Source organism: Streptacidiphilus carbonis, assembly GCF_000787775.1.
GTDB classification, from domain to species: domain Bacteria; phylum Actinomycetota; class Actinomycetes; order Streptomycetales; family Streptomycetaceae; genus Streptacidiphilus; species Streptacidiphilus carbonis.
The window spans coordinates 1-21,307 of record NZ_BBPM01000049.1 but is presented as its reverse complement, the minus strand read 5'-3'; the positions used below and the strand labels follow the sequence as shown (position 1 = coordinate 21,307).

Annotated in this window: 20 protein-coding genes; 12 read left to right on the top strand and 8 right to left on the bottom strand. The window is 72.0% G+C overall.

What is annotated here, in order from left to right; all coding sequences use genetic code 11:
- Window positions 1-98 precede the first annotated feature (98 nt).
- Window positions 99-1,883: a DEAD/DEAH box helicase gene (locus TR46_RS28980; RefSeq protein WP_084719021.1), complete on the top strand. Its 1,785-nt coding sequence runs from the start codon at window positions 99-101 to the stop codon at window positions 1,881-1,883.
- Window positions 1,884-1,920: 37 nt separating this feature from the next.
- On the opposite strand, the gene TR46_RS28975 is transcribed toward TR46_RS28980, so the two are convergent.
- Window positions 1,921-2,829 carry a DUF3152 domain-containing protein gene (locus tag TR46_RS28975; RefSeq protein ID WP_042407005.1) on the bottom strand — a complete coding sequence of 303 codons (909 nt, stop codon included), beginning with the start codon at window positions 2,827-2,829 and terminating at the stop codon, window positions 1,921-1,923.
- 284 nt (window positions 2,830-3,113) lie between these two features.
- On the opposite strand from TR46_RS28975, the gene TR46_RS28970 reads away from it, so the two are divergent.
- Together TR46_RS28970 and TR46_RS28965 are read left to right on the top strand one after the other, a co-directional pair.
- The gene (locus TR46_RS28970) at window positions 3,114-3,764 is read left to right on the top strand and encodes an IclR family transcriptional regulator (RefSeq protein ID WP_042407003.1); all 651 of its coding nucleotides are present in this window, start codon (window positions 3,114-3,116) and stop codon (window positions 3,762-3,764) included.
- A 147-nt stretch (window positions 3,765-3,911) separates the two neighbouring features.
- Entirely contained in the window at window positions 3,912-4,733 is an 822-nt protein-coding gene (locus TR46_RS28965; RefSeq protein WP_042407001.1) for a S16 family serine protease, read from the top strand.
- Between the two features lie 112 nt (window positions 4,734-4,845).
- Here TR46_RS28965 and TR46_RS28960 read toward each other — a convergent pair whose 3' ends face one another.
- Genes TR46_RS28960 through TR46_RS28940 form a run of 5 tightly spaced genes read right to left on the bottom strand, consistent with a single transcriptional unit; the run spans window position 4,846 to window position 9,248 of the window.
- A complete protein-coding gene (locus TR46_RS28960) occupies window positions 4,846-5,841 on the bottom strand; it encodes a glycine betaine ABC transporter substrate-binding protein (RefSeq protein ID WP_042406998.1) in 996 nt (331 codons plus the stop codon).
- Window positions 5,838-6,659, bottom strand: a complete 822-nt coding sequence (locus TR46_RS28955; RefSeq protein WP_236655563.1) for an ABC transporter permease — start codon at window positions 6,657-6,659, stop codon at window positions 5,838-5,840. The genes TR46_RS28960 and TR46_RS28955 overlap by 4 nt, the downstream gene beginning before the upstream one ends.
- Entirely contained in the window at window positions 6,656-8,029 is a 1,374-nt protein-coding gene (locus TR46_RS28950; RefSeq protein WP_236655565.1) for a betaine/proline/choline family ABC transporter ATP-binding protein, read from the bottom strand. Before TR46_RS28950 ends, TR46_RS28955 begins: the two co-directional genes overlap by 4 nt.
- Window positions 8,030-8,075: 46 nt before the next feature.
- Window positions 8,076-8,723, bottom strand: a complete 648-nt coding sequence (locus TR46_RS28945; RefSeq protein ID WP_042406992.1) for an ABC transporter permease — start codon at window positions 8,721-8,723, stop codon at window positions 8,076-8,078.
- A gap of 45 nt (window positions 8,724-8,768) precedes the next feature.
- Window positions 8,769-9,248, bottom strand: a complete 480-nt coding sequence (locus TR46_RS28940) for an Lrp/AsnC family transcriptional regulator (protein ID WP_042406989.1) — start codon at window positions 9,246-9,248, stop codon at window positions 8,769-8,771.
- Window positions 9,249-9,396: 148 nt separating this feature from the next.
- Here TR46_RS28940 and hppD point away from each other — a divergent pair, with 148 nt between their 5' ends.
- The 3 genes from hppD to TR46_RS28925 all read left to right on the top strand — a co-directional run bounded on the left by hppD (window position 9,397) and on the right by TR46_RS28925 (window position 13,373).
- The gene (hppD, locus tag TR46_RS28935; RefSeq protein ID WP_042406987.1) at window positions 9,397-10,533 is read left to right on the top strand and encodes a 4-hydroxyphenylpyruvate dioxygenase; all 1,137 of its coding nucleotides are present in this window, start codon (window positions 9,397-9,399) and stop codon (window positions 10,531-10,533) included.
- 63 nt (window positions 10,534-10,596) lie between these two features.
- Window positions 10,597-11,985 (top strand): M1 family metallopeptidase, encoded by a 1,389-nt coding sequence (locus tag TR46_RS28930; protein ID WP_042406984.1) that lies wholly within the window; start codon window positions 10,597-10,599, stop codon window positions 11,983-11,985.
- A 23-nt stretch (window positions 11,986-12,008) separates the two neighbouring features.
- Entirely contained in the window at window positions 12,009-13,373 is a 1,365-nt protein-coding gene (locus TR46_RS28925; protein WP_042406982.1) for an FAD-binding oxidoreductase, read from the top strand.
- A gap of 66 nt (window positions 13,374-13,439) precedes the next feature.
- On the opposite strand, the gene TR46_RS44645 is transcribed toward TR46_RS28925, so the two are convergent.
- On the bottom strand, window positions 13,440-13,619 hold the full coding sequence (locus TR46_RS44645; RefSeq protein WP_052433176.1) for a hypothetical protein: 180 nt from the start codon (window positions 13,617-13,619) through the stop codon (window positions 13,440-13,442).
- Between TR46_RS44645 and TR46_RS44640 the strand changes: the two genes are divergently transcribed.
- The 5 genes from TR46_RS44640 to TR46_RS28900 all read left to right on the top strand — a co-directional run bounded on the left by TR46_RS44640 (window position 13,618) and on the right by TR46_RS28900 (window position 19,717).
- Window positions 13,618-13,881 carry a hypothetical protein gene (locus TR46_RS44640; protein ID WP_236655562.1) on the top strand — a complete coding sequence of 88 codons (264 nt, stop codon included), beginning with the start codon at window positions 13,618-13,620 and terminating at the stop codon, window positions 13,879-13,881. The genes TR46_RS44645 and TR46_RS44640 overlap by 2 nt on opposite strands.
- Window positions 13,882-14,039: 158 nt before the next feature.
- Window positions 14,040-14,753, top strand: a complete 714-nt coding sequence (locus TR46_RS28915; protein ID WP_042406978.1) for a response regulator transcription factor — start codon at window positions 14,040-14,042, stop codon at window positions 14,751-14,753.
- Window positions 14,750-16,225 carry a sensor histidine kinase gene (locus TR46_RS28910; RefSeq protein ID WP_042406975.1) on the top strand — a complete coding sequence of 492 codons (1,476 nt, stop codon included), beginning with the start codon at window positions 14,750-14,752 and terminating at the stop codon, window positions 16,223-16,225. The genes TR46_RS28915 and TR46_RS28910 overlap by 4 nt, the downstream gene beginning before the upstream one ends.
- Window positions 16,226-16,570: 345 nt before the next feature.
- Complete coding sequence (locus tag TR46_RS28905; protein ID WP_042406973.1) at window positions 16,571-18,124, top strand: cellulose binding domain-containing protein; 1,554 nt, start codon at window positions 16,571-16,573, stop codon at window positions 18,122-18,124.
- A gap of 183 nt (window positions 18,125-18,307) precedes the next feature.
- Window positions 18,308-19,717 (top strand): glycosyltransferase 87 family protein, encoded by a 1,410-nt coding sequence (locus TR46_RS28900; protein ID WP_236655561.1) that lies wholly within the window; start codon window positions 18,308-18,310, stop codon window positions 19,715-19,717.
- Window positions 19,718-19,789: 72 nt separating this feature from the next.
- Here TR46_RS28900 and TR46_RS28895 read toward each other — a convergent pair whose 3' ends face one another.
- Window positions 19,790-20,320, bottom strand: a complete 531-nt coding sequence (locus TR46_RS28895) for an SsgA family sporulation/cell division regulator (protein WP_084719018.1) — start codon at window positions 20,318-20,320, stop codon at window positions 19,790-19,792.
- Between the two features lie 239 nt (window positions 20,321-20,559).
- Between TR46_RS28895 and TR46_RS43565 the strand changes: the two genes are divergently transcribed.
- Window positions 20,560-21,307, top strand: a 748-nt coding sequence (locus TR46_RS43565; protein WP_042406970.1) for a DUF2510 domain-containing protein, incomplete at its 3' end; no start/stop codon positions are given.

Sequence of the window (21,307 nt, the reverse complement as noted above, 5' to 3'; positions counted from 1 at the left end):
GAAGCTGACCCCGCTGACGCACCAGCAGCCGACCCAGCGCCGGCTGACCCAGCAGCAGACCCCAGAAGCGCTTCCCGCCGCCGACCCTGCCGGAGACCGTGAGTACTGCAACCGCCTCCCACCATCTGTCCCCTGCCTTCCCCGGCCGGGCCCCCTGGGGTACCGCGGGGAAGCTGCGTGCCTGGCAGCAGGCCGCCATGGAGCGCTACATCGAGGCGCAGCCGCGCGACTTCCTGGCCGTGGCCACGCCCGGCGCCGGGAAGACCACCTTCGCGCTGACGCTGGCGTCGTACCTGCTGCACAACCACGTGGTGCAGCAGATCACCGTGGTCGCGCCGACCGAGCACCTGAAGAAGCAGTGGGCCGAGGCCGCGGCGCGGATAGGGATCAGGCTGGACCCGACCTACAGCAGCGGCCGGCTCTCGCCCGACTACCAGGGCATCGTGATCACCTACGCCGGCGTCGGGGTCAACCCCATGCTGCACCGCAACCGGGTCGAGCAGCGCAAGACCCTGGTGATCCTGGACGAGATCCACCACGCCGGCGACTCCAAGTCCTGGGGCGAGGCCTGCGCCGAGGCGTTCGAACCGGCGACCCGTCGGCTGGCGCTGACCGGGACGCCGTTCCGCTCCGACACCAACCCCATCCCGTTCGTCGGCTACGAGGCCGGCAGCGACGGCGTCCGCAAGAGCGTCGCCGACTACACCTACGGCTACGGCCACGCGCTGGCCGACCATGTGGTCCGTCCGGTGATCTTCCTCTCCTACAGCGGCAACATGCGCTGGCGCACCAAGGCCGGCGACGAGGTCGCCGCGCGGCTCGGCGAGCCGATGACCAAGGACGCCGTCGCCCAGGCCTGGCGGACCGCGCTGGCGCCGCAGGGCGAGTGGATGCCCAATGTGCTGCGGGCCGCCGACAAGCGGCTGACCGAGGTGCGCAAGGGAATTCCGGACGCCGGCGGGCTGGTGATCGCCACCGACCAGAACGTGGCCCGGGCCTACGCCAAGATGATCAGGGAGATCACCGGCGAGAAGGTCACCCTGGTGCTGTCCGACGAGGCAGAGGCCTCCCAGCGGATCTCCGACTTCTCCGAGGGCGACCAGCGCTGGATGGTCGCGGTGCGGATGGTGTCCGAGGGCGTGGACGTGCCCCGGCTGGCGGTCGGCGTCTACGCCACCTCGATCTCCACCCCGCTGTTCTTCGCCCAGGCGGTGGGCCGCTTCGTCCGGGCCAGGAAGCGCGGCGAGACCGCCTCGGTCTTCCTGCCCTCGGTGCCGACGCTGCTGACTTTCGCCAACGAGATGGAACTCCAGCGCGACCACGTCCTGGACCGGAAGAAGAGCAAGGAGGACGGCCTCTTCGACGAGGAGGACGCGCTGCTCGCCGAGGCCGAGAAGACCAAGGACGAGGCCGACGGGGGCATGGACGAGCTGCCCTGGGAGGCGCTGGAGTCCGACGCCGTGTTCGACCGGGTGCTCTACGACGGCCATGAGTTCGGCATGCAGGCGCACGCCGGATCGGAGGAGGAAGAGGAGTACCTCGGCATCCCCGGCCTGCTCGAACCCGACCAGGTGCAGATACTGCTGCAGAAGCGGCAGACCCGGCAGATCCAGCGCAGCAAGGCCAAGCCGGCCGAGGAGGCCGACCTGATCGAGCTGCCGGCCGAGAAGCGCCCGATCGTCACCCACAAGCAGCTGCAGGAGCTCCGCAAGGAGCTGAACGGGCTGGTGGGCGCCTGGCACCACCGCACCGGCCAGCCGCACGGCACCATCCACAACGAGCTGCGCCGGGTCTGCGGCGGGCCGCTGACCGCCCAGGCGACGGCGGGTCAGCTGCAGGCGCGGATCAAGAAGATCCAGGAGTGGGCCACGAAGATCACCTGACGGCCGGTCACGTCCCGGTCCGTCAGGTCCGGTCCGGTCACCTCTCGGCCGGACCGGTCAGGAACTTTCCGGAGGTGCTGTAGGGCCAGCCGTTGTCGACGCAGCCCTGCATGCCCTTGAGCTGCTGCATCATCACCGGGGCCGGCTGTCCTGCGCCCGGGCAGGTGACATGGTTGTGGCCGAGCGAGTGGCCGACCTCGTGGTTGATCGCCAGCGCGTGGTAGAGGTCGGACCTGCCCTGGTAGGCGGGGGTCAGGTCGATCCAGCGGGCCAGGTTCTCGATCACCGTGTTGCCGCTGTTGCTGCAGTTGACGCCGCCGGGCAGGACCTCGTCGGTCCCGTTCACACCGACCTCGGCGCAGTGGGTGAAGGTGGTGTCGGGTGAGGACAGGTAGATGGTGAAGGCCACCGGTCCCGAGGAGACCCGCTGGAACGACCACAGACCGCCGGCGCTCCACCCCTGCTCGGTGTTGCCCAGGATGGCGTCCACCTCGGAGGCGAACAGGTCCGGACTGACCTTGATCCCGTCCTCCACGGCGACCCGGTAGCGCTTGAGCGTGCCGGACCCGAAGCGCCTGGTACTGCCGGAGGCAAACGTGTAGGTCCCGGCGCCCTTCTCCACATAGGTGGAGGGGAGCACACCGCTCGCGGAGGCCGAGGCGCTGGGGGAGTGCGAGGGGGAGGCGCTCGGCGGGGTGCCGGACGAGGCACGGGGGGATCCGGCGGCGCTGTTCGCGTTCGACGGCGTCGGCACGGCGGCTTCGGCGGCCGTCGGCCCGCCCGTGCCTCTCAGCAGGTAGCCGCCGACCCCGAGGATCGCCACCAGCACCACGGCGGCCAGGGCCTTCGGGCCCGAGCTCCGTTTCTTGGGTTTGCGGCGACCCTGTCCTTGGCCCCGGCGCTGAGCGGCGGAGCGGGACGACTTGCGGCGGGAGCTAGGGGACATGGACCAGTAACTCTCTGTACGGGACGTGGGCCAAGGTGCACCACCCGATACCTGATACGTGTGGGTCACGCGGATGGTTGCACATATTCCTGAGGTACCTGACACGAAGCAGAGTTCGGTTACGATCCGGTAAGGCGGGATGTCCGGTTGCCCCGTATTGCCCCTATCGGTTCCTCGCTCAGCGATAGAAGCCGACCGAATTCTGGACAACCCCTTCCGCTGGGCGGTGCCACCTCACTAGCCTCCTCCCTCACCACACACCCGGCGGAGGAGGAGCTCAGGCCGTGACCGCCGAGACTTCGCAGACCCTGGACCGGGGCGTCCAGGTCCTCAAGCTCCTCGCCGACTCCGAGCGGGGACTCACCGTCACCGAGCTCGCCGGGCGCCTCGGCGTCAACCGCACCGTGGTCTACCGGCTGCTGGCGACCCTGGAGCAGCACGGCCTGGTCCGCCGGGACATCGGCGGCCGGGCCCGGGTCGGCCTGGGGGTGCTGCGGCTGGCCCACCGGGTGCACCCGCTGCTGCGGGAGGCCGCGCTGCCCGCGTTGCGGAGCCTGGCCGAGGACCTTGGGGCGACCGCGCACCTGACCCTGGTGGACGGGAACGACGCGCTGGTCGTGGCCGTGGTGGAGCCGAGCTGGACCGACTTCCACGTGGCCTACCGGACCGGGCTGCGGCACCAGTTGGACGAGAACGCGGCAGGCCGCGCGATCCTCGCCGCGCGGGCGCTGCCGTACGGGGCGAGGCCGGAGCCGCCGTTCGTCGCGAGCGGGGCGGAGGAGCGGTCCGGGGCGTGCGGGGCGGCGGCGGCGCTGCTGGGGTTGAGCGGGATCGAGGGGTGCGTCGGGGTGGTGATGCTCGGGGGGATGGTTCCGGAGCGGGTCGGCCCCCGGGTGGTGGAGGCGGCGGCCGACGTGGCGGAAGCCCTGCGCTGAGCGCGGTGCGGCTCCGCGAGGGGCTCCACGGCGGCGCATCGCTGGTCGCGCAGTTCCTCGCGCCCCCGGGTTGGAGCGTGGCTGAGGAGCGTCGAAGGCCCGCGGTGTGTTTTGATGCGCGGTGTGTTGTTCTCACTGCCTTCATCGATGTCCCGGCGGACCGTGGTCCTGACGGCGTGCGCTGTGCTGGTCGCGGCGCTGCTCGGGGTGGCGGTGTTCGCGCCGCTGCCGTTCACGATCATGTATCCCGGGATCACGGCCAACACGCTGGGGAGCTACCCGGAGAAGGCGGTGGACGGGAAGCAGCCGCAGCAGGTGATCACCATCACCGGCGCCGCCGTCCGGCAGACCAGCGGGGCGCTGCGGATGACCACGATCGAGGCGACCGCGCCGCAGGACTCGGTCAGTCTGCTGAGCGCGATCAAGGCCTGGCCGAACCCGCGCGAGGCGGTCGTGCCGCACAACGCGGTGTACGGGTCCGGCCAGAACGTGCAGCAGGTCAACGCGACCAACCAGCAGGAGATGACCCAGTCGCAGACGGCCGCCACCACGGCCGCGCTCGGGTATCTGCACCTGGACGCCGCCAAGGTGAAGGTCACCATCAACCTCGCCGACGTGGGCGGGCCCAGCGCCGGGCTGATGTTCACCCTGGGGATCATCGACCAGCTGGACGGCAACGGAACCGGTAAGGCCGGCTCGGCCGGTGACCTCACCAACGGCGCGGACATCGCCGGGACCGGCGAGATCGACGGGGCCGGGAAGGTCTCCCAGGTCGGCGGGGTGGCGCTGAAGACCAAGGCGGCGGCCCGGGACGGCGCCACGGTGTTCCTGGTGCCCAGCTCGGAGTGCTCGGACGCGCGCGCGGACACCCCGTCGGGGCTGAGGCTGATCCCGGTGGACACCCTGGACCAGGCGCTCAACGCACTCAAAGCGCTGCAGAGCGGCAGCGGCGCGGTGCCCTCCTGCTGACCTGACCTGACCTGACCTGACCTGACCTGACCTGGCCGGCTTGACCTGACTGACCTGGACCGACCGACCTGGACTGGCCGACCTGGACTGACTCCGTGTCAGCCGGCTGCCGTCAGCTCTTCGGCTTCACGAAGCCCTGGTCGATCAGCCACTGCCGGGCCACCGCCCGCGGGTCCTGGCCGTCCACGTCCACCTTGCTGTTGAGGCTCTGGGCGACGGTGTTGTCCAGCTTCGCCGAGACCGGGTTCAGCAGCCCCGGGATCTGCGGGTACTTCTGCACCGTCCTGGTGGGGAGCACCGGGGCGGCGTTGTAGTTGGGGAAGAAGTGCCTGTCGTCGTCGAGGACCTTGAGCTTCAGGGCCGGGATCCGGCCGTCGGTGCTGTAGACGTCGCCCAGCAGGCAGGAGTGGCCGTCGGCGAGGGTCGTGTAGACGATGCCGGCGTCCATGGTCCTGATGTTGGACTTGGGGATGCGCATCCCGTACGCCTTCTCCATACCGCTGAGGCCGTCGTCGCGGACGGCGAACTCGTTGTCGACGCACAGGGTGAGCGCGGACGGGTCGGACCGGGAGAGCGCGGCCACGTCGGAGAGGTTCGTCAGGTGGTGCCTGCCGACGTTGGCGGCGTTGCCGGCCAGCGCGTAGGTGTCGTTGAGCCGGGACTGCGGCAGCCAGGTGACGCCGTTCCCCAGGTCGGCGTCGTGCACCGCCTGCCACTGCTTCTGCGGGTCGGTGATCGGCTCGGTGTTGCCCTGGTAGGTGATCCAGCCGGTGCCGGTGTACTCGTACATGCCGTCGGCGGTGCCGGAGACGATGGCCTGCCGGGCGCCGATGGAGCCGGAGATGTTGGTCTTGTCGATGACATGGGCCCCGGCGGCCGTCCAGACCAGGCCGATCATCTCGGCGAGGATCACGTTCTCGGTGAAGTTCTTGGACGCGATGGTGAGGGTGACCCCCTTCAGCGGCCGGCCCTGGCCCAGCGAGCCGGGGAGCAGGTCCTCGGGGATCTCGGTGCCGCTGTGCAGCCCGCAGCCGGACAGCGCGAGCGCGAGCAGCAGCGCGAGCGGGAACGCCAGCGCCCGGGCCCGGCTGCGGCTGCGGGTCCTCACCGGCTGACCTCCAGGCCGCGCGGGCTCAGCCGGAGCTCGGCCAGTGAGGCCAGCCAGTCCACCAGCAGGGCCAGACACACCGTCAGCACCGCGCCCACGATGAGCACCCGGGTCCGCTGGGTGGTGATGCCTGCGGTGATCAGGTTGCCCAGCCCGCCGCCGCCGGCGAAGGCGGCCAGGGTGCCGGTGCCGACGTTGAGGATCAGCGCGGTGCGGACCCCGGCCAGGATCAGCGGCACGGCCAGCGGCAGCTCCACCCGGCTGAGCACGCCGACCGGGGACATGCCGATGCCGCGGGCGGCGTCCAGCAGGGTCGGGTCGATCGCCCGCAGCCCGGCCATGGTGTTGCTGAGCACCGGCAGCACCGCGTAGGCGACCATGCCGATCAGGGCGGTGCGCTGGCCGATGCCCAGCCAGAAGGTGAGCAGCGCCAGCAGGCCGATGGCGGGGGTGGCCTGGCCCAGGTTGGCCAGGGCGATGGCCACCGGGGCGGCCGGCCGGGCGAACCCGCGGCTGAGCAGGATGCCCAGCGGCAGCGCGATGACCAGGACGAAGAAGGTGGAGATCGCGGTCAGTTCGATCTGCTGCCACAGGTAGAGCCGGACCTGGCCGCCGTTGAGCGAGTTCTTCTCGATGGAGTCCAGCGGGACATTGGTGATCCACAGGTAGAGCGCCAGCAGCAGCGCGAGCAGCACCAGCGGGGTGACCAGCAGTTTGCCCTTGGTGATCCGGTCCCACCGGGTCCGGGTCCGGGTCGGTGTCCGGGGCGGAGTCGGGGTCGGGGTCCGGGTCGGCTGAGCGGATTCCGAGGGCTTCACGGCCGCCACCCGGTGGTTCCGTGGGGGTCCGGGGGGTCGCCCCCCGGAGCACTGGAGTACGGGCGCTCACCCCCGGCTCCGCCTACCGGTGCGCCCCCTCCCGATGCTCCGCCTCCCGGTGCCCCGCCGCCGGTCGCGTCCGGGTCGCCCTCCAGCACGGCCCGCTGGTGCTGCTGCGACTCCTGGATCCCGGCCAGTTCCTCGCGGTGCTCCAGGGCGGTGAGCCGGTCCGCCTCCAGCAGCTCGTGCACCGAGTTCAGCAATGTCTCCATGTCGACGACGCCGACGTACTCGCCGCGCCGTCCGGTGACCGCGACCCGGCCGCCGTTGTCGGTGAGCACCGCCTCCAGCGCGTCCCGCAGCGTGGCGTCGACGCTGACCGTGTGGCTGACCAGCGCTCCGGCCCGGGCCAGTGAGCCGCGGGCCCGACTCAGGTCGCCGCGGCGGAGCCACTTGTACGGGCGGGAGCGGCGGTCCAGCAGCAGGATCTCGTTGGCGCCGCCGGTGCGGAACCGGTCGAGCAGGTTCTGCAGCGGTTCGTCGACGTCGACGGCCGGGAAGTCGGCGACGCCGACGTCGCGGACCCGGGTCAGGTTGAGCCGCTTCAGGGCCGCGCCGGCGCCGACGAATCCGGAGACGAAGTCGTCGGCGGGGTTGGTGAGGATGGCCTCGGGGGTGTCGAACTGGGCGATGTGCGACTGCTCGCGCAGCACCGCGATGCGGTCGCCCAGCTTGATGGCCTCGTCGAAGTCGTGGGTGACGAAGACGATGGTCTTGTGCAGCTCGTGCTGGAGCCGGATCAGCTCGTCCTGGAGGTGGTCCCGGGTGATCGGGTCCACCGCGCCGAAGGGCTCGTCCATCAGCAGCACCGGCGGGTCGGCGGCCAGCGCCCGGGCCACGCCGACCCGCTGCTGCTGGCCGCCGGAGAGCCGGCGCGGGTAGCGGTCGTGGAACTCGCGGGGGTCCAGGCCGACCAGGTCCAGCATCTCCTCGACCCGGTCCTTGATCCGCTGCCTGCCCCAGCCGATCATCTTCGGCACCTGGGCGATGTTCTCGGCGACGGTGAGGTGCGGGAACAGTCCGGAGGACTGGATGGCGTAGCCGATCCGGCGGCGCAGCTTCACGGGGTCGATGTCGGTGACGTCCTCGCCGTTGATCCGGATCCGGCCGGAGCTGGGCTCGATCAGCCGGTTGATCATCCGCAGGGTGGTGCTCTTGCCGCAGCCGGACGGGCCGACCAGGATCACCGTCTCGCCGGCGCCGATCTCCATGCTGACCGAGTCCACCGAGGGGTTGGCGTTGCCCGGGTAGCGCTTGGTCAGGTTCTCCAGCTCGATGGTGGCCCCGGTGATCGGCGCGGTGTTGGTCACCAGCGGGGCAGGCGCGGAGCCGACTGCGGACGGACTGGACGAGGCGTCAGGCACGGATACCCGCCGATACGGTCAGGCGCCCCAGCAGCACGAGCGCGGCGTCGAAGACGAATGCGAGCAGGACGATGCCCACGGTTCCGGCGACCACCTCGTTGAGCGCGTTGGCGCTGCCGAGGCCGGCGATCCCGCTGAAGATCTCGTTGCCCAGCCCCGGTCCCGAGGCGTAGGCGGCGATGGCGAGGATGCCCATGCTCATCTGGGTGGACACCCGGATGCCGGTGAGGATGGTGGGCCAGGCGATCGGCAGCTCCACCCGCAGCAGCCGGGCCGCCCCGGTCATCCCGATCCCGCGCGCCGCGTCCACCAGTGCCGGGTCCACCCCGCGCAGTCCGACCACGGAGTTCCGCACGATCGGCAGCAGCGCGTACAGCACCAGGGCGGTGACGGTCGGCGGCACGCCCAGGCCCAGGACCGGGATCAGCAGGCCGAGCAGGGCGTAGGAGGGGATGGTCAGGACGGTGCCGGTGGCCAGGGTGGCGATCCGTCCGGCGCGGTCGCTGCGGTAGGTCAGCGCGCCGATGCCGACCCCGAGGACGACGGCGACGACCATGCACTGGAACACGGCGCTGGCGTGCTGGAAGGTGTCCGATACCAGCTGGTCCTGGCGGCTGCTGACGTAGTCCCAGAAGTTCACCCGGCTCTTCCTCCAGCCTCTCTGTCGTGGCGTCAGCTCGTGCCGTCAGTCCCGGGCGGCCTGCTCGACCAGCGGGAGCACCCGGAACGGAACCGGATTTTCCAGGGCGATTGCGGTTGAAGCCCGGACAATGCCATCAAACCCCACAACCCGGTCGATCACCCGCTGGAGATCAGCATTGGAGCGGGCCACGATCCGGCAGAGCATGTCGCCCTGGCCGGTGATGGTGTGCAGTTCCAGCACCTCGGGCACCGAGGCCAGATGGGCCCGGACGTCGGCCCCCTGACCTTGGGAGATCTCCAGGGTGGCGAAGGCGGTGACCGGGTAGCCGAGGGCGGCCGGGTCCAACTGCGGCGCCGAGCTGCGGATCACCCCGTTGGCCCGCAGCCGATCGAGTCGGGCCTGGACGGTGCCGCGCGCGACGCCGAGGCGGCGCGAGCACTCCAGCACCCCGGGCCGGGGCTCCTCGGCGAGCAGGGCGAGCAGGGCGGCGTCCAGCGGGTCGATCCCGGGGGCTGCGGGCACGGAGGTCTCCAGGTGTGCAGAATGTATATCGAGAATGGGGTACGGCTGGCCCAGCTGTACACCGTGTTCAGCGTTTCACGGCACAGTTGCGCAGTGTCGGCGGGGGAGAGACGGTACCGGCATCCGCATCCCACAGCTGGAGGACGCCATGACTGACGAGTTCCCTGTGAAGGGCATGGACGCGATCGTCTTCGCGGTCGGCAATGCCAAGCAGGCCGCGCACTACTACTCCACGGCGTTCGGAATGCGGCTGGTCGCGTACTCCGGTCCGGAGACGGGCGAGCGGGAGACCGCCTCGTACGTGCTGGAGTCGGGCTCGGCCCGCTTCGTCCTCACCTCGGTGGTGAAGCCCGCCACCGAGCGCGGGGCGTTCCTGGCCCAGCATGTCGCCGCGCACGGGGACGGGGTGGTCGACCTGGCCATCGAGGTCCCCGACGTCTACGCCGCCCACGCCTATGCCGTCGCCCACGGCGCGACCAGTCTGGCGGAGCCGTACGAGCTGAAGGACGACCACGGCACGGTGGTGCTGGCCGCGATCGCCACCTACGGCGAGACCCGGCACACCCTGGTGGACCGCAGCGGCTACGACGGGCCCTACCTGCCCGGCTTCGTGGCCCGTACGCCGCTGGTGGAGCCGCCGGCCAGGACCGGGGGTCCGGGGGGCTCCCCCGGAATGCGCTGGTTCCAGGCGGTGGACCACTGCGTGGGCAATGTGGAGCTGGGGCGGATGGACGAGTGGGTGTCCTTCTACAACCGGGTCATGGGCTTCACCAACATGAAGGAGTTCGTCGGCGACGACATCGCCACCGAGTACTCCGCGCTGATGTCCAAGGTCGTCGCGGACGGCAGCCGCAAGGTGAAGTTCCCGCTGAACGAGCCGGCCGCGGCCAAGAAGAAGTCGCAGATCGACGAGTACCTGGAGTTCTACGGCGGCCCCGGGGTCCAGCACCTGGCGCTGGCGACCAACGACATCGTGGCGACGGTCCGGGCGATGCGCGCGGCCGGGGTGGAGTTCCTGGACACGCCCGACTCCTACTACGACACCCTCGGCGAGTGGGTCGGTGAGACCCGGGTGCCGCTGGAGCAGCTGCGCGAGCTGAAGATCCTGGCCGACCGGGACGAGGACGGCTACCTGCTGCAGATCTTCACCAAGCCGGTGCAGGACCGGCCGACGGTCTTCTTCGAGCTGATCGAGCGCCATGGCTCGATGGGCTTCGGCAAGGGAAACTTCAAGGCGCTGTTCGAGGCCATCGAGCGCGAGCAGGAGCGCCGCGGCAACCTGTGACCGGTCGGGCGAACCGGGAGGCGGTGACTGGTCATCAGTTCTAAGCGGGCCTAGGCTGCCTGGATGATCGCTCGCCGCCTCCTCGCCCTCGCTGCGACTCCCGTACTCGCCGCCCTCCTGGCAGGTGCCTCCCAGGGGGGCGGCGCCGCGCCCGGCGCGCCCACCGCCGGTGACCCGTACTTCCCGCAGTCCGGGGACGGCGGCTACCACGTCGTCCACTACCGGCTGGACCTCGGCTACGCACCCGCGTCCCGACGCCTCGACGCGACGGCGGTGCTCACCTCGACGGCGACACAGAAGCTCAGCTCCTTCTTCCTGGACCTGTCCGGACTGACCGTCAGCAGTGTGACGGTCGACGGCCGGAAGGCGGCGTTCAGCCGCAGCGGCGTGAAGCTCAAGGTCACGCCCGCGCACGCGCTCCCCAGGGGCCGGAGCTTCAGCACCGTGATCACCTACGCGGGGGTGCCGAAGGACGTCACCGACCCGGACGGCTCGGCCGACGGCTGGATCACCCAGAAGGACGGCTCGGTGTTCGTCGCCGGTGAGCCGCAGGGCGCGATGACCTGGTTCCCCAGCAACAGCCACCCGCTCGACAAGTCGACCTACGAGATCGCGGTCACCGTCCCCGACGGCTGGAGCGCCGTCTCCAACGGCCGCCTCGAAAGCCAGTGCGCCAGCAACGGCCGGACCACCTTCGACTGGCGCGAGACCAGCCCGATGGCGGCCTATCTGGCCACCGCCAGCATCGGGAAGTTCCAGGTGCAGAGCTACCGAACCGCGTCCGGCCTGCCCGTCTACAACGCGGTCGACCCGGCCGAGGCCAAGGCGGCGGCACCCGTGCTGGCGCAGATCCCGGCGGTGGTCGCCTGGGAGAGCACGCTCTTCGGCCGGTACCCGTTCGACGCGGCCGGCGCCATCGTCGAGCACGCCCACGGCGTCGGCTACGCCCTGGAGACCCAGACCAGGCCGATCTACGACCGCGCGCCGGACATCGACACCCTGGTCCACGAGACGGCGCACCAGTGGTTCGGCGACTCGGTCAGCCTGGACCGCTGGAAGGACATCTGGCTGAACGAGGGTTTCGCGACCTACGCCGAATGGCTCTGGGACGCCCAGCACGGCGGGCCCGGCACCGCCGCGCGGCTCGCCGCCGACTACGCCCTGCCGGCCACCAACGACCTGTGGTCCTTCCCGGCGGGCGACCCGGGCAGCGCCGCGAACATCTTCGGCACCCCGCCCTACGAGCGCGGCGCCATGGTGCTGGAGAAGCTCCGGGAGACCGTCGGCGACAAGGCGTTCTTCGCGATCCTGCGGACCTGGGCGGGCGAGCGCCGCTACGGTCACGGCGACAGCGCGCAGTTCGTCGCACTCAGCGAGAAGATCTCCGGTGAGAGGCTGGACTCGCTCTTCGCGACCTGGCTGTATGGGCAGGGCAAGCCCGCAACTCCGTAACGCTCCAGGTGGGAGAAGACGCCATGAGTGACCTGGTCGACCTGCTCAGGGAGGGCCTGCCGGAGGCCGCGGTCGTCATCGACCCCGAGGTGACCGCCTCCTACCGCCAGGACATGGCCGGGTTCTGCGCCAGCGGGAACCCGGCGGTGCTGGTGTTCCCGGACACGGTCGACCAGGTCAGGCATGTGATGCGGACCGCCACGGCGCTGCGGGTGCCGGTGGTGCCGCAGGGGGCGCGCACCGGGCTCTCGGGGGCGGCCAACGCCGTGGACGGCTGCATCCTGCTGTCGCTGGTGCGGATGAACCGGATCCTGGAGATCGACCCGGTGAACCGGATCGCCGTGGTCGAGCCCGGCGTCGTCAACGCGGCGCTGTCGCAGGCCGTGGGGGCGCACGGGCTGACCTATCCGCCCGACCCGTCCAGCTGGGAGAGCTGCACCATCGGCGGCAACATCGGCACCGCCTCGGGCGGCCTGTGCTGCGTCAAGTACGGCACCACCAGCGAGTACGTGCTCGGCCTGGACGTGGTGCTGGCCGACGGCGAGCTGCTGCGGACCGGGCGCCGCACGGCCAAGGGGGTGGCCGGGTACGACCTGACCCGGCTGCTGGTCGGCTCCGAGGGCAGCCTCGGCGTGGTCGTCGGCGCGACCCTGGCCCTGCGGCCCAGCCCGCCGCCGCAACTCGCGCTGGCGGCGGAGTTCCCCAGCACCGACGCCGCGTGCGCGGCGGTGTGCGCGGTGATGGAGGCCGGGTTCACTCCGTCGCTGATGGAGCTGATGGACACGGTCTCGGTACGGGCCGTCAACGCCATGGCGCAGATGGGCCTGCCGGACTCCACGGCGGCGCTGCTGCTGATCGCCTTCGACACCCTGGACCCGGTGGCCGACCTGGCCGCGGCCGGGGAGATCTGTTCTGCGAACGGCGCCACGGAGGTCGTCCCGGCGGCGGACAGCGCCGAGTCGGAGCTGCTGCTCCAGGCGCGGAGGCTGTCGCTGACGGCGATGGACACGCTGGGCACCACGATGGTCGACGATGTGGCGGTGCCCCGGTCGGCGCTGGCCGAGATGATCAACGGGGTCGCCGAGATCGCGGAGCGCTTCGACCTGACGATCGGTGTGGTCGCGCATGCGGGGGACGGGAACACCCATCCGGTGGTGGTGTTCGACGCGGCGGATCCGGAGGAGACCGCGCGGGCCAGGGAGTCGTTCGACGCGATCATGGGGTTGGGGCTCGAACTGGGCGGGACGATCACCGGGGAGCACGGGGTGGGACTGCTGAAGCGGGAGTGGCTTGCGCGGGAGATCGGGCCGGTCGGGGTCGAGCTGCAACGGCGGATCAAGGCGGCGTTCGATCCGTTGGGGATCTTGAACCCGGGGAAGGTCTTCTGACTGCGTGCGCAACAGCGCACCATGATTGATGGCCTGTCGCGCTGTTCCTCGCGCCCCTGGCGGGGCTCAGCCGGTGCCGGTCTGGACCAGCGGGGGGTGGCCGTTCCAGGTGACGTAGAAGATCGAGTCGGTGCCGCTGCCGTCCTGTTGGAAGTCCACGCGGAGCCAGGTGCTGGTGGTCCACTGGTGCCAGGACCAGCCCGGGTCCGGGGTGACGGAGACCAGGCCGGCGGAGGCGGCGCCCATGTCGACGACTATGCGGCCGCCGGGGCGGGTGAAGGTCTGGATGGTGCCGGAGGTCGCGGAAGCGGTCGGCGGGGGGCTCGCGGACGCGGGGGCCGACGGGCTGCGGGACGGCGTCGTGGAACCGGAGCGGCTCGGCGTGGGCGACCGGCTCGGGGACGGGATGGTCACCGCCGAGCCGATGGAGGTCGGCAGCGGCGGGGGAGTGGGCGACGCGCTGGTGGGGGTGGCCACCGCCACCACCAGCGCACTCGGCTGCTCGTAGGAGCCGTCCCGCAGCACCCGGTGCACGCCGAACCAGGACACGGACACCGCTGCCGCGGTAGCCCCGGTCCATGCCGCTGCCCGTACCAGTCCTCTGCGCACGGGCCTCAGTATGGCGCGCGGGCACGGCTTGACCCGAATGGGCTACCTTCACTGTTCATGGCGACTGTCCTGGTGGTCGAGGACGACCCGTTCGTGCGTTCCGCCCTGATCCGGCACCTGACCGGGGCGGGCCATGCCGTGCGCAGCGTCGGCACCGCCTTGGAGGCGCTGCGCGAGGTCGCGCAGGTCGGCTGTGACGTGGTGATCCTCGACCTCGGCCTGCCCGACCTGGACGGCAGCGAGGCGCTGAAGATGATCCGCGGCCTCACCGACGTCCCGGTGATCATCTCCACCGCGCGCGACGACGAGAACGAGATCGTCCGGCTGCTCAACGCCGGGGCCGACGACTACCTGGTCAAGCCCTTCTCCGGGGAGCACCTCAGCGCCCGGATGGCCGCCGTGCTGCGCCGCTCCGGGACGGCCCCGGGATCCGGGCAGCACCTGCAGGTCGGCGGGCTGCGGATCGACCTGCAGCGGCGCGAGGTGCTGCTGGACGGCGCCGCGCTCGATCTGACCCGGCGCGAGTTCGACCTGCTGGCCTTCCTCGCGGGCCGCCCCGGCGTGGTGGTCTCCCGGCGGGAGCTGCTCGCCGAGGTGTGGCGGCAGCCGTACGGGACCGACCAGACCATCGATGTGCACCTGTCATGGCTGCGCCGCAAGCTCGGCGAGACCGCGTCGCGGCCCCGCTATCTGCACACGGTGCGCGGGGTGGGCGTGCGCCTGGACGTCCCCGCTGCCGACTCCGGGGCGGGGCCGGAGCCGACGCCGTGAGGTGGGCGCTGGTGAAGGTCTGCGTCGCGGTCACCACGATGGTGGCGCTGGCCTTTCTGCTGCCGCTCGGCCTGATGGTCCGGGAGACCGCCCGCGACCGGGCCTTCAGCGGTGCGGAGCGGCAGGCGGCAGCCATCGGCCCGGCGCTGGCCATCACCGGCGACCCCGCCGAGCTCACCCGGGCCCTGGCCAGCACCCAGGCCGGCGCGGCCGGGATGCTGGCGGTGCACGTCCCCGGCCGGACGAACGGCAGCGGCACCGCCGGCGGCAGCAGCACCGGCGGCACGGCCACCGGGCTGGCCACGATCGGGCAGCCGCGCGCCACTCAGGCCCAGATCCTCGGCGCCATCGCGGCCGGGCATCCGGTCAGCACCGGGGTCCCCGGCGGCTTCGCCTACCTGGAACCGGTCGCGGTAGGCAGCGGCGGGGTCGCCGTGGTCGAGGTGTTCATCCCCGACGCCGCGCTCAGCCAGGGCGTGGTCACCGCCTGGCTGGTGCTGACCGGGGTGGCGCTGGCGCTGGTGCTGATCTCGGTGCTGGTCGCCGACCGGCTGGGCACCCGGATCGTCGGCTCGGCCCGCAGGCTGGCCGGCGCCGCGCGGGCGCTGGGCGCGGGGGACCTCGCGGTACGGGTCCCGCAGGCGGACGACTCGCCGCCGGAGCTGCGGGACGCGGCCGCCGCCTTCAACGCCATGGCCGACCGGGTGGTGCGGCTCGTCGCCGCCGAGCGCGAGCTCGCCGCCGACCTGTCGCACCGGCTGCGCACCCCGCTGACCGTGCTGCGGCTGAACGCCGCCGCGCTGGGCCAGGGCGACGCCGCCGAGCACACCCGGCACGCCGTCGACCAGTTGGAACGCGAGGTCGACCAGATCATCCATACGGCCCGCAGCCGCGGGCAGGGGCTGCTCCCCGGTGAGGGAGCGGGGTCGGGCGACGAGGACGCCGCCCCTGAGCCGCTGTCCTGCGACGCCGCCGAGGCGATCCGGGACCGGGTGGACTTCTGGTCGGCCCTGGCCGAGGACGAGGGCCGGAGCTGGCGACTGTCCGGCGCCGACCCCGGGGCGCCGCCGGCCCTGGTGCCGGTGGCCTCGGCGGACCTGGGCGCGGCCCTGGACTCGCTGCTCGGCAACATCTTCCGGCACACGCCGGAGGGCACCGCGTTCACCGTGGATGTGCACCGGGCCGCCGACGCGGTGATCGTCCTGGTCTCCGACGCCGGCCCCGGCATTGAGGACACGGCGGCGGCGATGCGCCGTGGCCACGGGGTCGGCGGGGCCGGCTCCACCGGGCTGGGCCTGGACATCGTGCGGAGGGTCGCCGAGGCGACCGGGGGCGAGGTGGAGGTCGGCCGCTCGGCGATCCTCGGCGGGACGGAGATCCGGGTCCGCCTCCACACCGCGGTGGACGCGGGGCGGCCTGCCGGGGGCCGGAGCCGGCGTCGTCCGTCGCCGCGGGTCCGCCTGGTGCGGTAGGGCTTGTTCTTCGGCTTCGGCGCGTGCCTGGCCGGGCGCGCAGTTCCCCGCGCCCCTGGTGCAACCAGCCCACGGCGGTTCAGTTGCAGCCCCGTCGGGGCGCGGGGAACTGCGTGCCCAGCCATTCACGGTTCGCGGCCGGCATCCGGAGCCGCGGGTTCCTTAACGGCGTCCTAAGGGACCTCTACCCCTGTCTGAGCAGCCGTTCCGCGGGTGGGTCCGGCAGATAGCGTCGGCTGCGGCCGGGTCCGAGGGCCGTCGGTGACGCCGTGTCAGGAAGGCGATGCCACGGCGCCTTCCCCCACGGGGCCCGGCCTCCAGGAACCCATCGGAGGTAGTTTCCGTATGACGTCACATGCCAGGCCCGCAGGCTCGCGCCGCCGCCGTTCCCGCCGCAGCACCGTCCTCGGTGCGTCGGCCGCAGCGGTGGCCCTCGTCGGCGGCACCGTGGTCGCCCTCGCGACCAGTGCCAGTGCGGCGACCGTCGGCGCGGTGTACTCGACCACCAGTGACTGGGGCAACGGCTACAGCGGTCAGTACGACGTCAGCAACAGCAGTTCCGGCTCCATCAGCGACTGGAAGCTGAGCTTCGACCTGCCGGCCGGAGCGAAGATCAGCTCGCTGTGGAACGCCACCTTCACCGCGAGCGGCCAGCACATCACGGTCACCCCGGCGAACTGGGACAGCACCCTCACCGCCGGGCAGCACGCGGTCGTCGGCTTCGTCGTCAGCGGCTCCGGCGCCCCGACCGGCTGCACCATCAACGGGGCCGACTGCTCCACCGGCAGCGCCCCCACCCCGAGCGGGCAGCCGACCACCGCCAGTGCCGCGCCGAGCGCCGGCGCCACCACCGCCAAGCCCAGCGCCTCCGCCTCGGCGAAGCCCAGCGCCAGCGCCGGCGCCGGCGCGTCCAGGTCCGCGACGGCCACGCCCACCCCCAGTGCGACGGCCGGCAGCGGGTCCGGCAGCGGCACCGCCGCCACCAGCGGGTTCTCGCCGTATGTCGACACCTCTCTGTATCCCGCCTTCGACACCGCCGCGGCCTCCGCGGCCGGCGGTGCGAAGAACTACAACCTGGCCTTCATCACCGCCGGCAGCAGCTGCACGCCGGAGTGGGGCGGGGTCGGCGCGCTGGACAACACCGGCGTGCCCGGGCAGATAGCCGCGCTGCGCAAGGCCGGCGGCGACGTCCGGGTGTCCTTCGGCGGCGCCAACGGCACCGAGCTGGCCGAGTCCTGCACCTCGGCCTCCTCGCTGGCGGCGGCCTACCAGAAGGTCATCAGCGCCTACGGCCTGACCAAGGTCGACTTCGACATCGAGGGCGCGGCGACCACCGACACCGCCGGGATCACCCGCCGCGACCAGGCCATCGCCCAGCTCCAGGCGACCGCCAAGGCGGCCGGCAAGACGCTGGAGGTCTCCTTCACCCTGCCGGTGCTGCCCTCCGGCCTGGTCCAGTCCGGCACCGACCTGCTGCAGAACGCCAAGACCAACGGCGTGGCCGTGTCCGCCGTCAACATCATGGCCATGGACTACGGCGACAGCGCCGCGCCCAGCCCCAGCGGCCGGATGGGTACCTACGCGATCGACGCGGCGACGGCCACCCAGGCCCAGGTGAAGAGCATCTTCGGGCTCTCCGACGCGGACGCCTGGAAGCACGTCGCGGTGACCCCGATGATCGGCGTCAACGACACCAACACCGAGGTCTTCACCGTCGCCGACGCCCAGCAGGTGGCGGCCTTCGCGTCGAGCAAGCACCTGGCCTGGCTGTCCATGTGGTCCGCCACCCGGGACAAGCAGTGCTCCGGTGGCGCCCAGGCCTGGGCCGACGCCAGCTGCAGCAGCATCGTCCAGTCCACGTACGCCTTCGCCAAGGCATTCGGCGCTTACACCGGCTGAGGTCGGGTAGGCGGTGACGGGGCTTCCTGGGAACCAGCCCGGGGGCCCCGTCCGTCTCTTCGGGGGTGGTCGCACCGGGGCCGGGTGGGTTCGTCTACAAACTGGCATGATTACCCGATGGCCCCATCGGGCGGGAGCGGCGATCCGCTAGGGTCACGCAGGGTTGGTGACAAGGAGTATTGCGTGACGAGTCTCGGTTGGGACGCCGGAAAGGCCCGCGCGAAGGGCAGAGCCTCTGCCCCCAGGGCCGCCTTCGACGGAGTCGTGAACGCGCTGCGGGAGGCCCCGCGGCGGGAGACCCGCATCGCTTTCCTGGTCGGTCTGGGCTCGCTCGTCCTCTATGCCCTGGTCCGTCACCTGGTCGGCGTGAGCATGGTCGACATGGTGGTCTACCGGGCCGAGGGCGCCGCGGTCGCGCACGGCGGCAACCTCTACGACATCCGGGTCAGCGAGTGGAAGCTCCCGGCCACTTACCCGCCGTTCGCCGCGATGCTGTTCACCCCGACCGCGTGGCTGCCGGTCGGGCTGCTCCGGGTCCTGGTAACCGCGGGCAACCTGGTCGTCCTCGGCGTGTTCGGCTACCTCTCCGCCGTGCTGGCGGGCTGGCCGCGCAAGGCCATGCGCCCGGCCCTGGTGTTCCTCGCCGTCGGCCTCGGCGTGTGGCTCGAACCCGTGTTCACCACACTGCGCTACGGCCAGATCAACCTGGTGCTCGGCGTGCTGGTGCTCTACGACCTCACCCGTCCGGACGGCAGGCGAAGCAAGGGCGTCGCCATCGGCCTCGGCGCCGCGATCAAGCTCACCCCCGGGTTCTTCGCCGTGTACCTGCTGCTCAGCGGCAGGATCAGGGCCGCCGTCACGGCCGGGCTCACCTGCCTGGCGACCATGCTGCTGGGCTTCGCGCTGATGCCGGGCGCCTCCGAGAAGTTCTGGACCAAGTACGTCTTCGACACCAGCCGGGTCGGCAAGGAGTACATCGTCGACAACCAGTCCCTGCGCGGACTGGTCGAGCGCGCGCTGCACACCCAGAACGGCGGGATCGTCGCGCTGCTGCTCACCGCGGTGGTCGGGATCGCCGGACTGGCCGTCGCCGTCGGCATCCACCGCAACGCCGTCGGCTTCCCCCGGGCCCGGGCCTGGTCGGTGCTGTGCGTGGCGATCACGGCGGTGCTGGTCTCCCCGATCAGCTGGACCCACCACTGGATCTGGTGCGTGCCCATGGTGGTGCTGCTCGCGGCCGAGGCGTCCGAGGAGCGCGCCAGGGCCCGGGCCCGGGCCCGGGCCGGGACGCCCAAGCGGCGCAGGGTCTGGCGCGGCACGCTGATCGCGACCGGGCTGGCGTTCTGCTCCTTCGCGATGTGGCTGGTCCCGCACAAGGGCCTCAGCAATCTGCACATCTCCTACCTGCTGCAGCCCTTCGCAGCGCTCTACCCGCTGGTCGGCCTGGCCTTCCTGGCCCTGGCGGGGGAGCGGCTGCGCCGGCACCGGAACCGGATGAGGGCGGCGGGGCCGAGGCCCGACCCACAGCGCCCGGACAGCGGCCGGCTGCCGGGGCAGGCGCAGACCCCCTCGCAGGACGCGCTGGCCCGCTGACGCACCCGCGCCCCGCCGTTCGGCGGGGCGGAGCGGCGGCGGTGCCCCGGGGCGGGGGCGCACGGCCGGGCATCAGTGTCCGGCCAGGAGCGCGGCCAGGGCACCGTCCATGTCCAGACCGGCCTCCTCACGGCCCGGCGGCACCAGCCGCAGCGCGCCCTCCAGCCAACAGGCCACCGCCCCGGCCGGGGCCTCGATCAGCGCGTCGCCGGCCGGCGAGCTGAGCGCCAGGCAGATGACATTGCGGCCGCCCTGCCGGGTCGGCCAGATCCGCACATCACCGTGGCCGCAGGCCCGGAACATCCCCTCCACCAGCAGGTCCCGGGCGAACACCCAGGTCACCGGGGAGTCCTGGCCCAGGTGGAAGGTGATGTGCACGGCGTAGGGGTCGTCGGTGAGGTAGCAGAACCGGGCCGGGACCGGGACGCTGCGCTCCGGCGAGAGGATCAGGTTCACCCGGAGCTCCTCCCTGACCTCGCCGACGTCGGCACCGACGTCAGCACCGATCTCGGCGCTGGTGTCCGCGCTGGTGTCGGCGCTGGTGTCCGCGCTCCGCTCGGCGTCCCCAGCGGGTCCTGTGCTTCCCGGGTTCTCCCTGTCCATGGCTCATTCCTCTTCTCCGCCGGACCGGCGACGGTGCTCCGTCGCCGGTAGTGGAGAAGAGCGGTGCGCGGCCGCACTCTTACACCACTCCGTGCGCTTCTTTCGCGGTTTGTGGGGCATCTCGCCCTTACGGCCCTGCGGTGGTACTACGCTTTGTGACTGCTCGACGACGTGGCGTGCCTGGTGCCTGCACCGCCGCCGCCCGGCAACCCGGACGAAGACGGAGCAGGTCCTTCCCGATGACGGCTGTCCCACCCAGCGCTGGCCCCGAGACCGACCCTTCGGCCGGCTATTACCCCGACCCCTCGATCCCCGGGTTCGTCCGCTACTGGGACGGGCTGGGCTGGCTGCCGGGGACGAGCCGCCCGGCGCCCGGGCCGGGCGAGGTGCTGCCGCCGCCGAGGGCGGCGGCCCGGCCGGGCGGACCGACGATGCGCTTTGTCCCGCCGCCAGTACGGGCGGGCCGCCCGGAGACGGGGCAGGCGCCGGACGACGCCGAGGTGGCGCTGCCCGAACCCGAACCCGGACCCGAGCCCGAACCCGAACCGTTCGTGCCGCAGCGGACGCTGCCCCGGCTGGGCGCTGCGGTGGAGCAGTCCGGGCCGTTCTTCCTGGACGAGACCGGGACGCTGCCCGAACCCCGGGCGGCCGGGCCCCTAGCCGAGGTCAAGGCCGTGGCCGACGCCGACGCCGACGCCGAAGTCGAGGTCGAGGTCGAGGTCCAAGCCGTGCCCGAGGCCGAGAAGGTGTCGGACAGCCGTTGGATCGCCGACGCGGCACAGCAGCGGGGGCTGATGGAGACCGGAGCCGCCCCGCGCTGGGTCTCCTGGGGCGTGTCCGAACACCCTGCCGCCGAGACGCCCGCCCCGGTCCCCCCGACCCCGACCCTGCCGCCCGGGCGGCAGCCCACCCCGGCGCCCGCGCCCGCTGCGGCGCTCCCCGCAGCCCCTGTGCCGACTCCGGCGCCGACGCCGGCGCCCGCTCCCC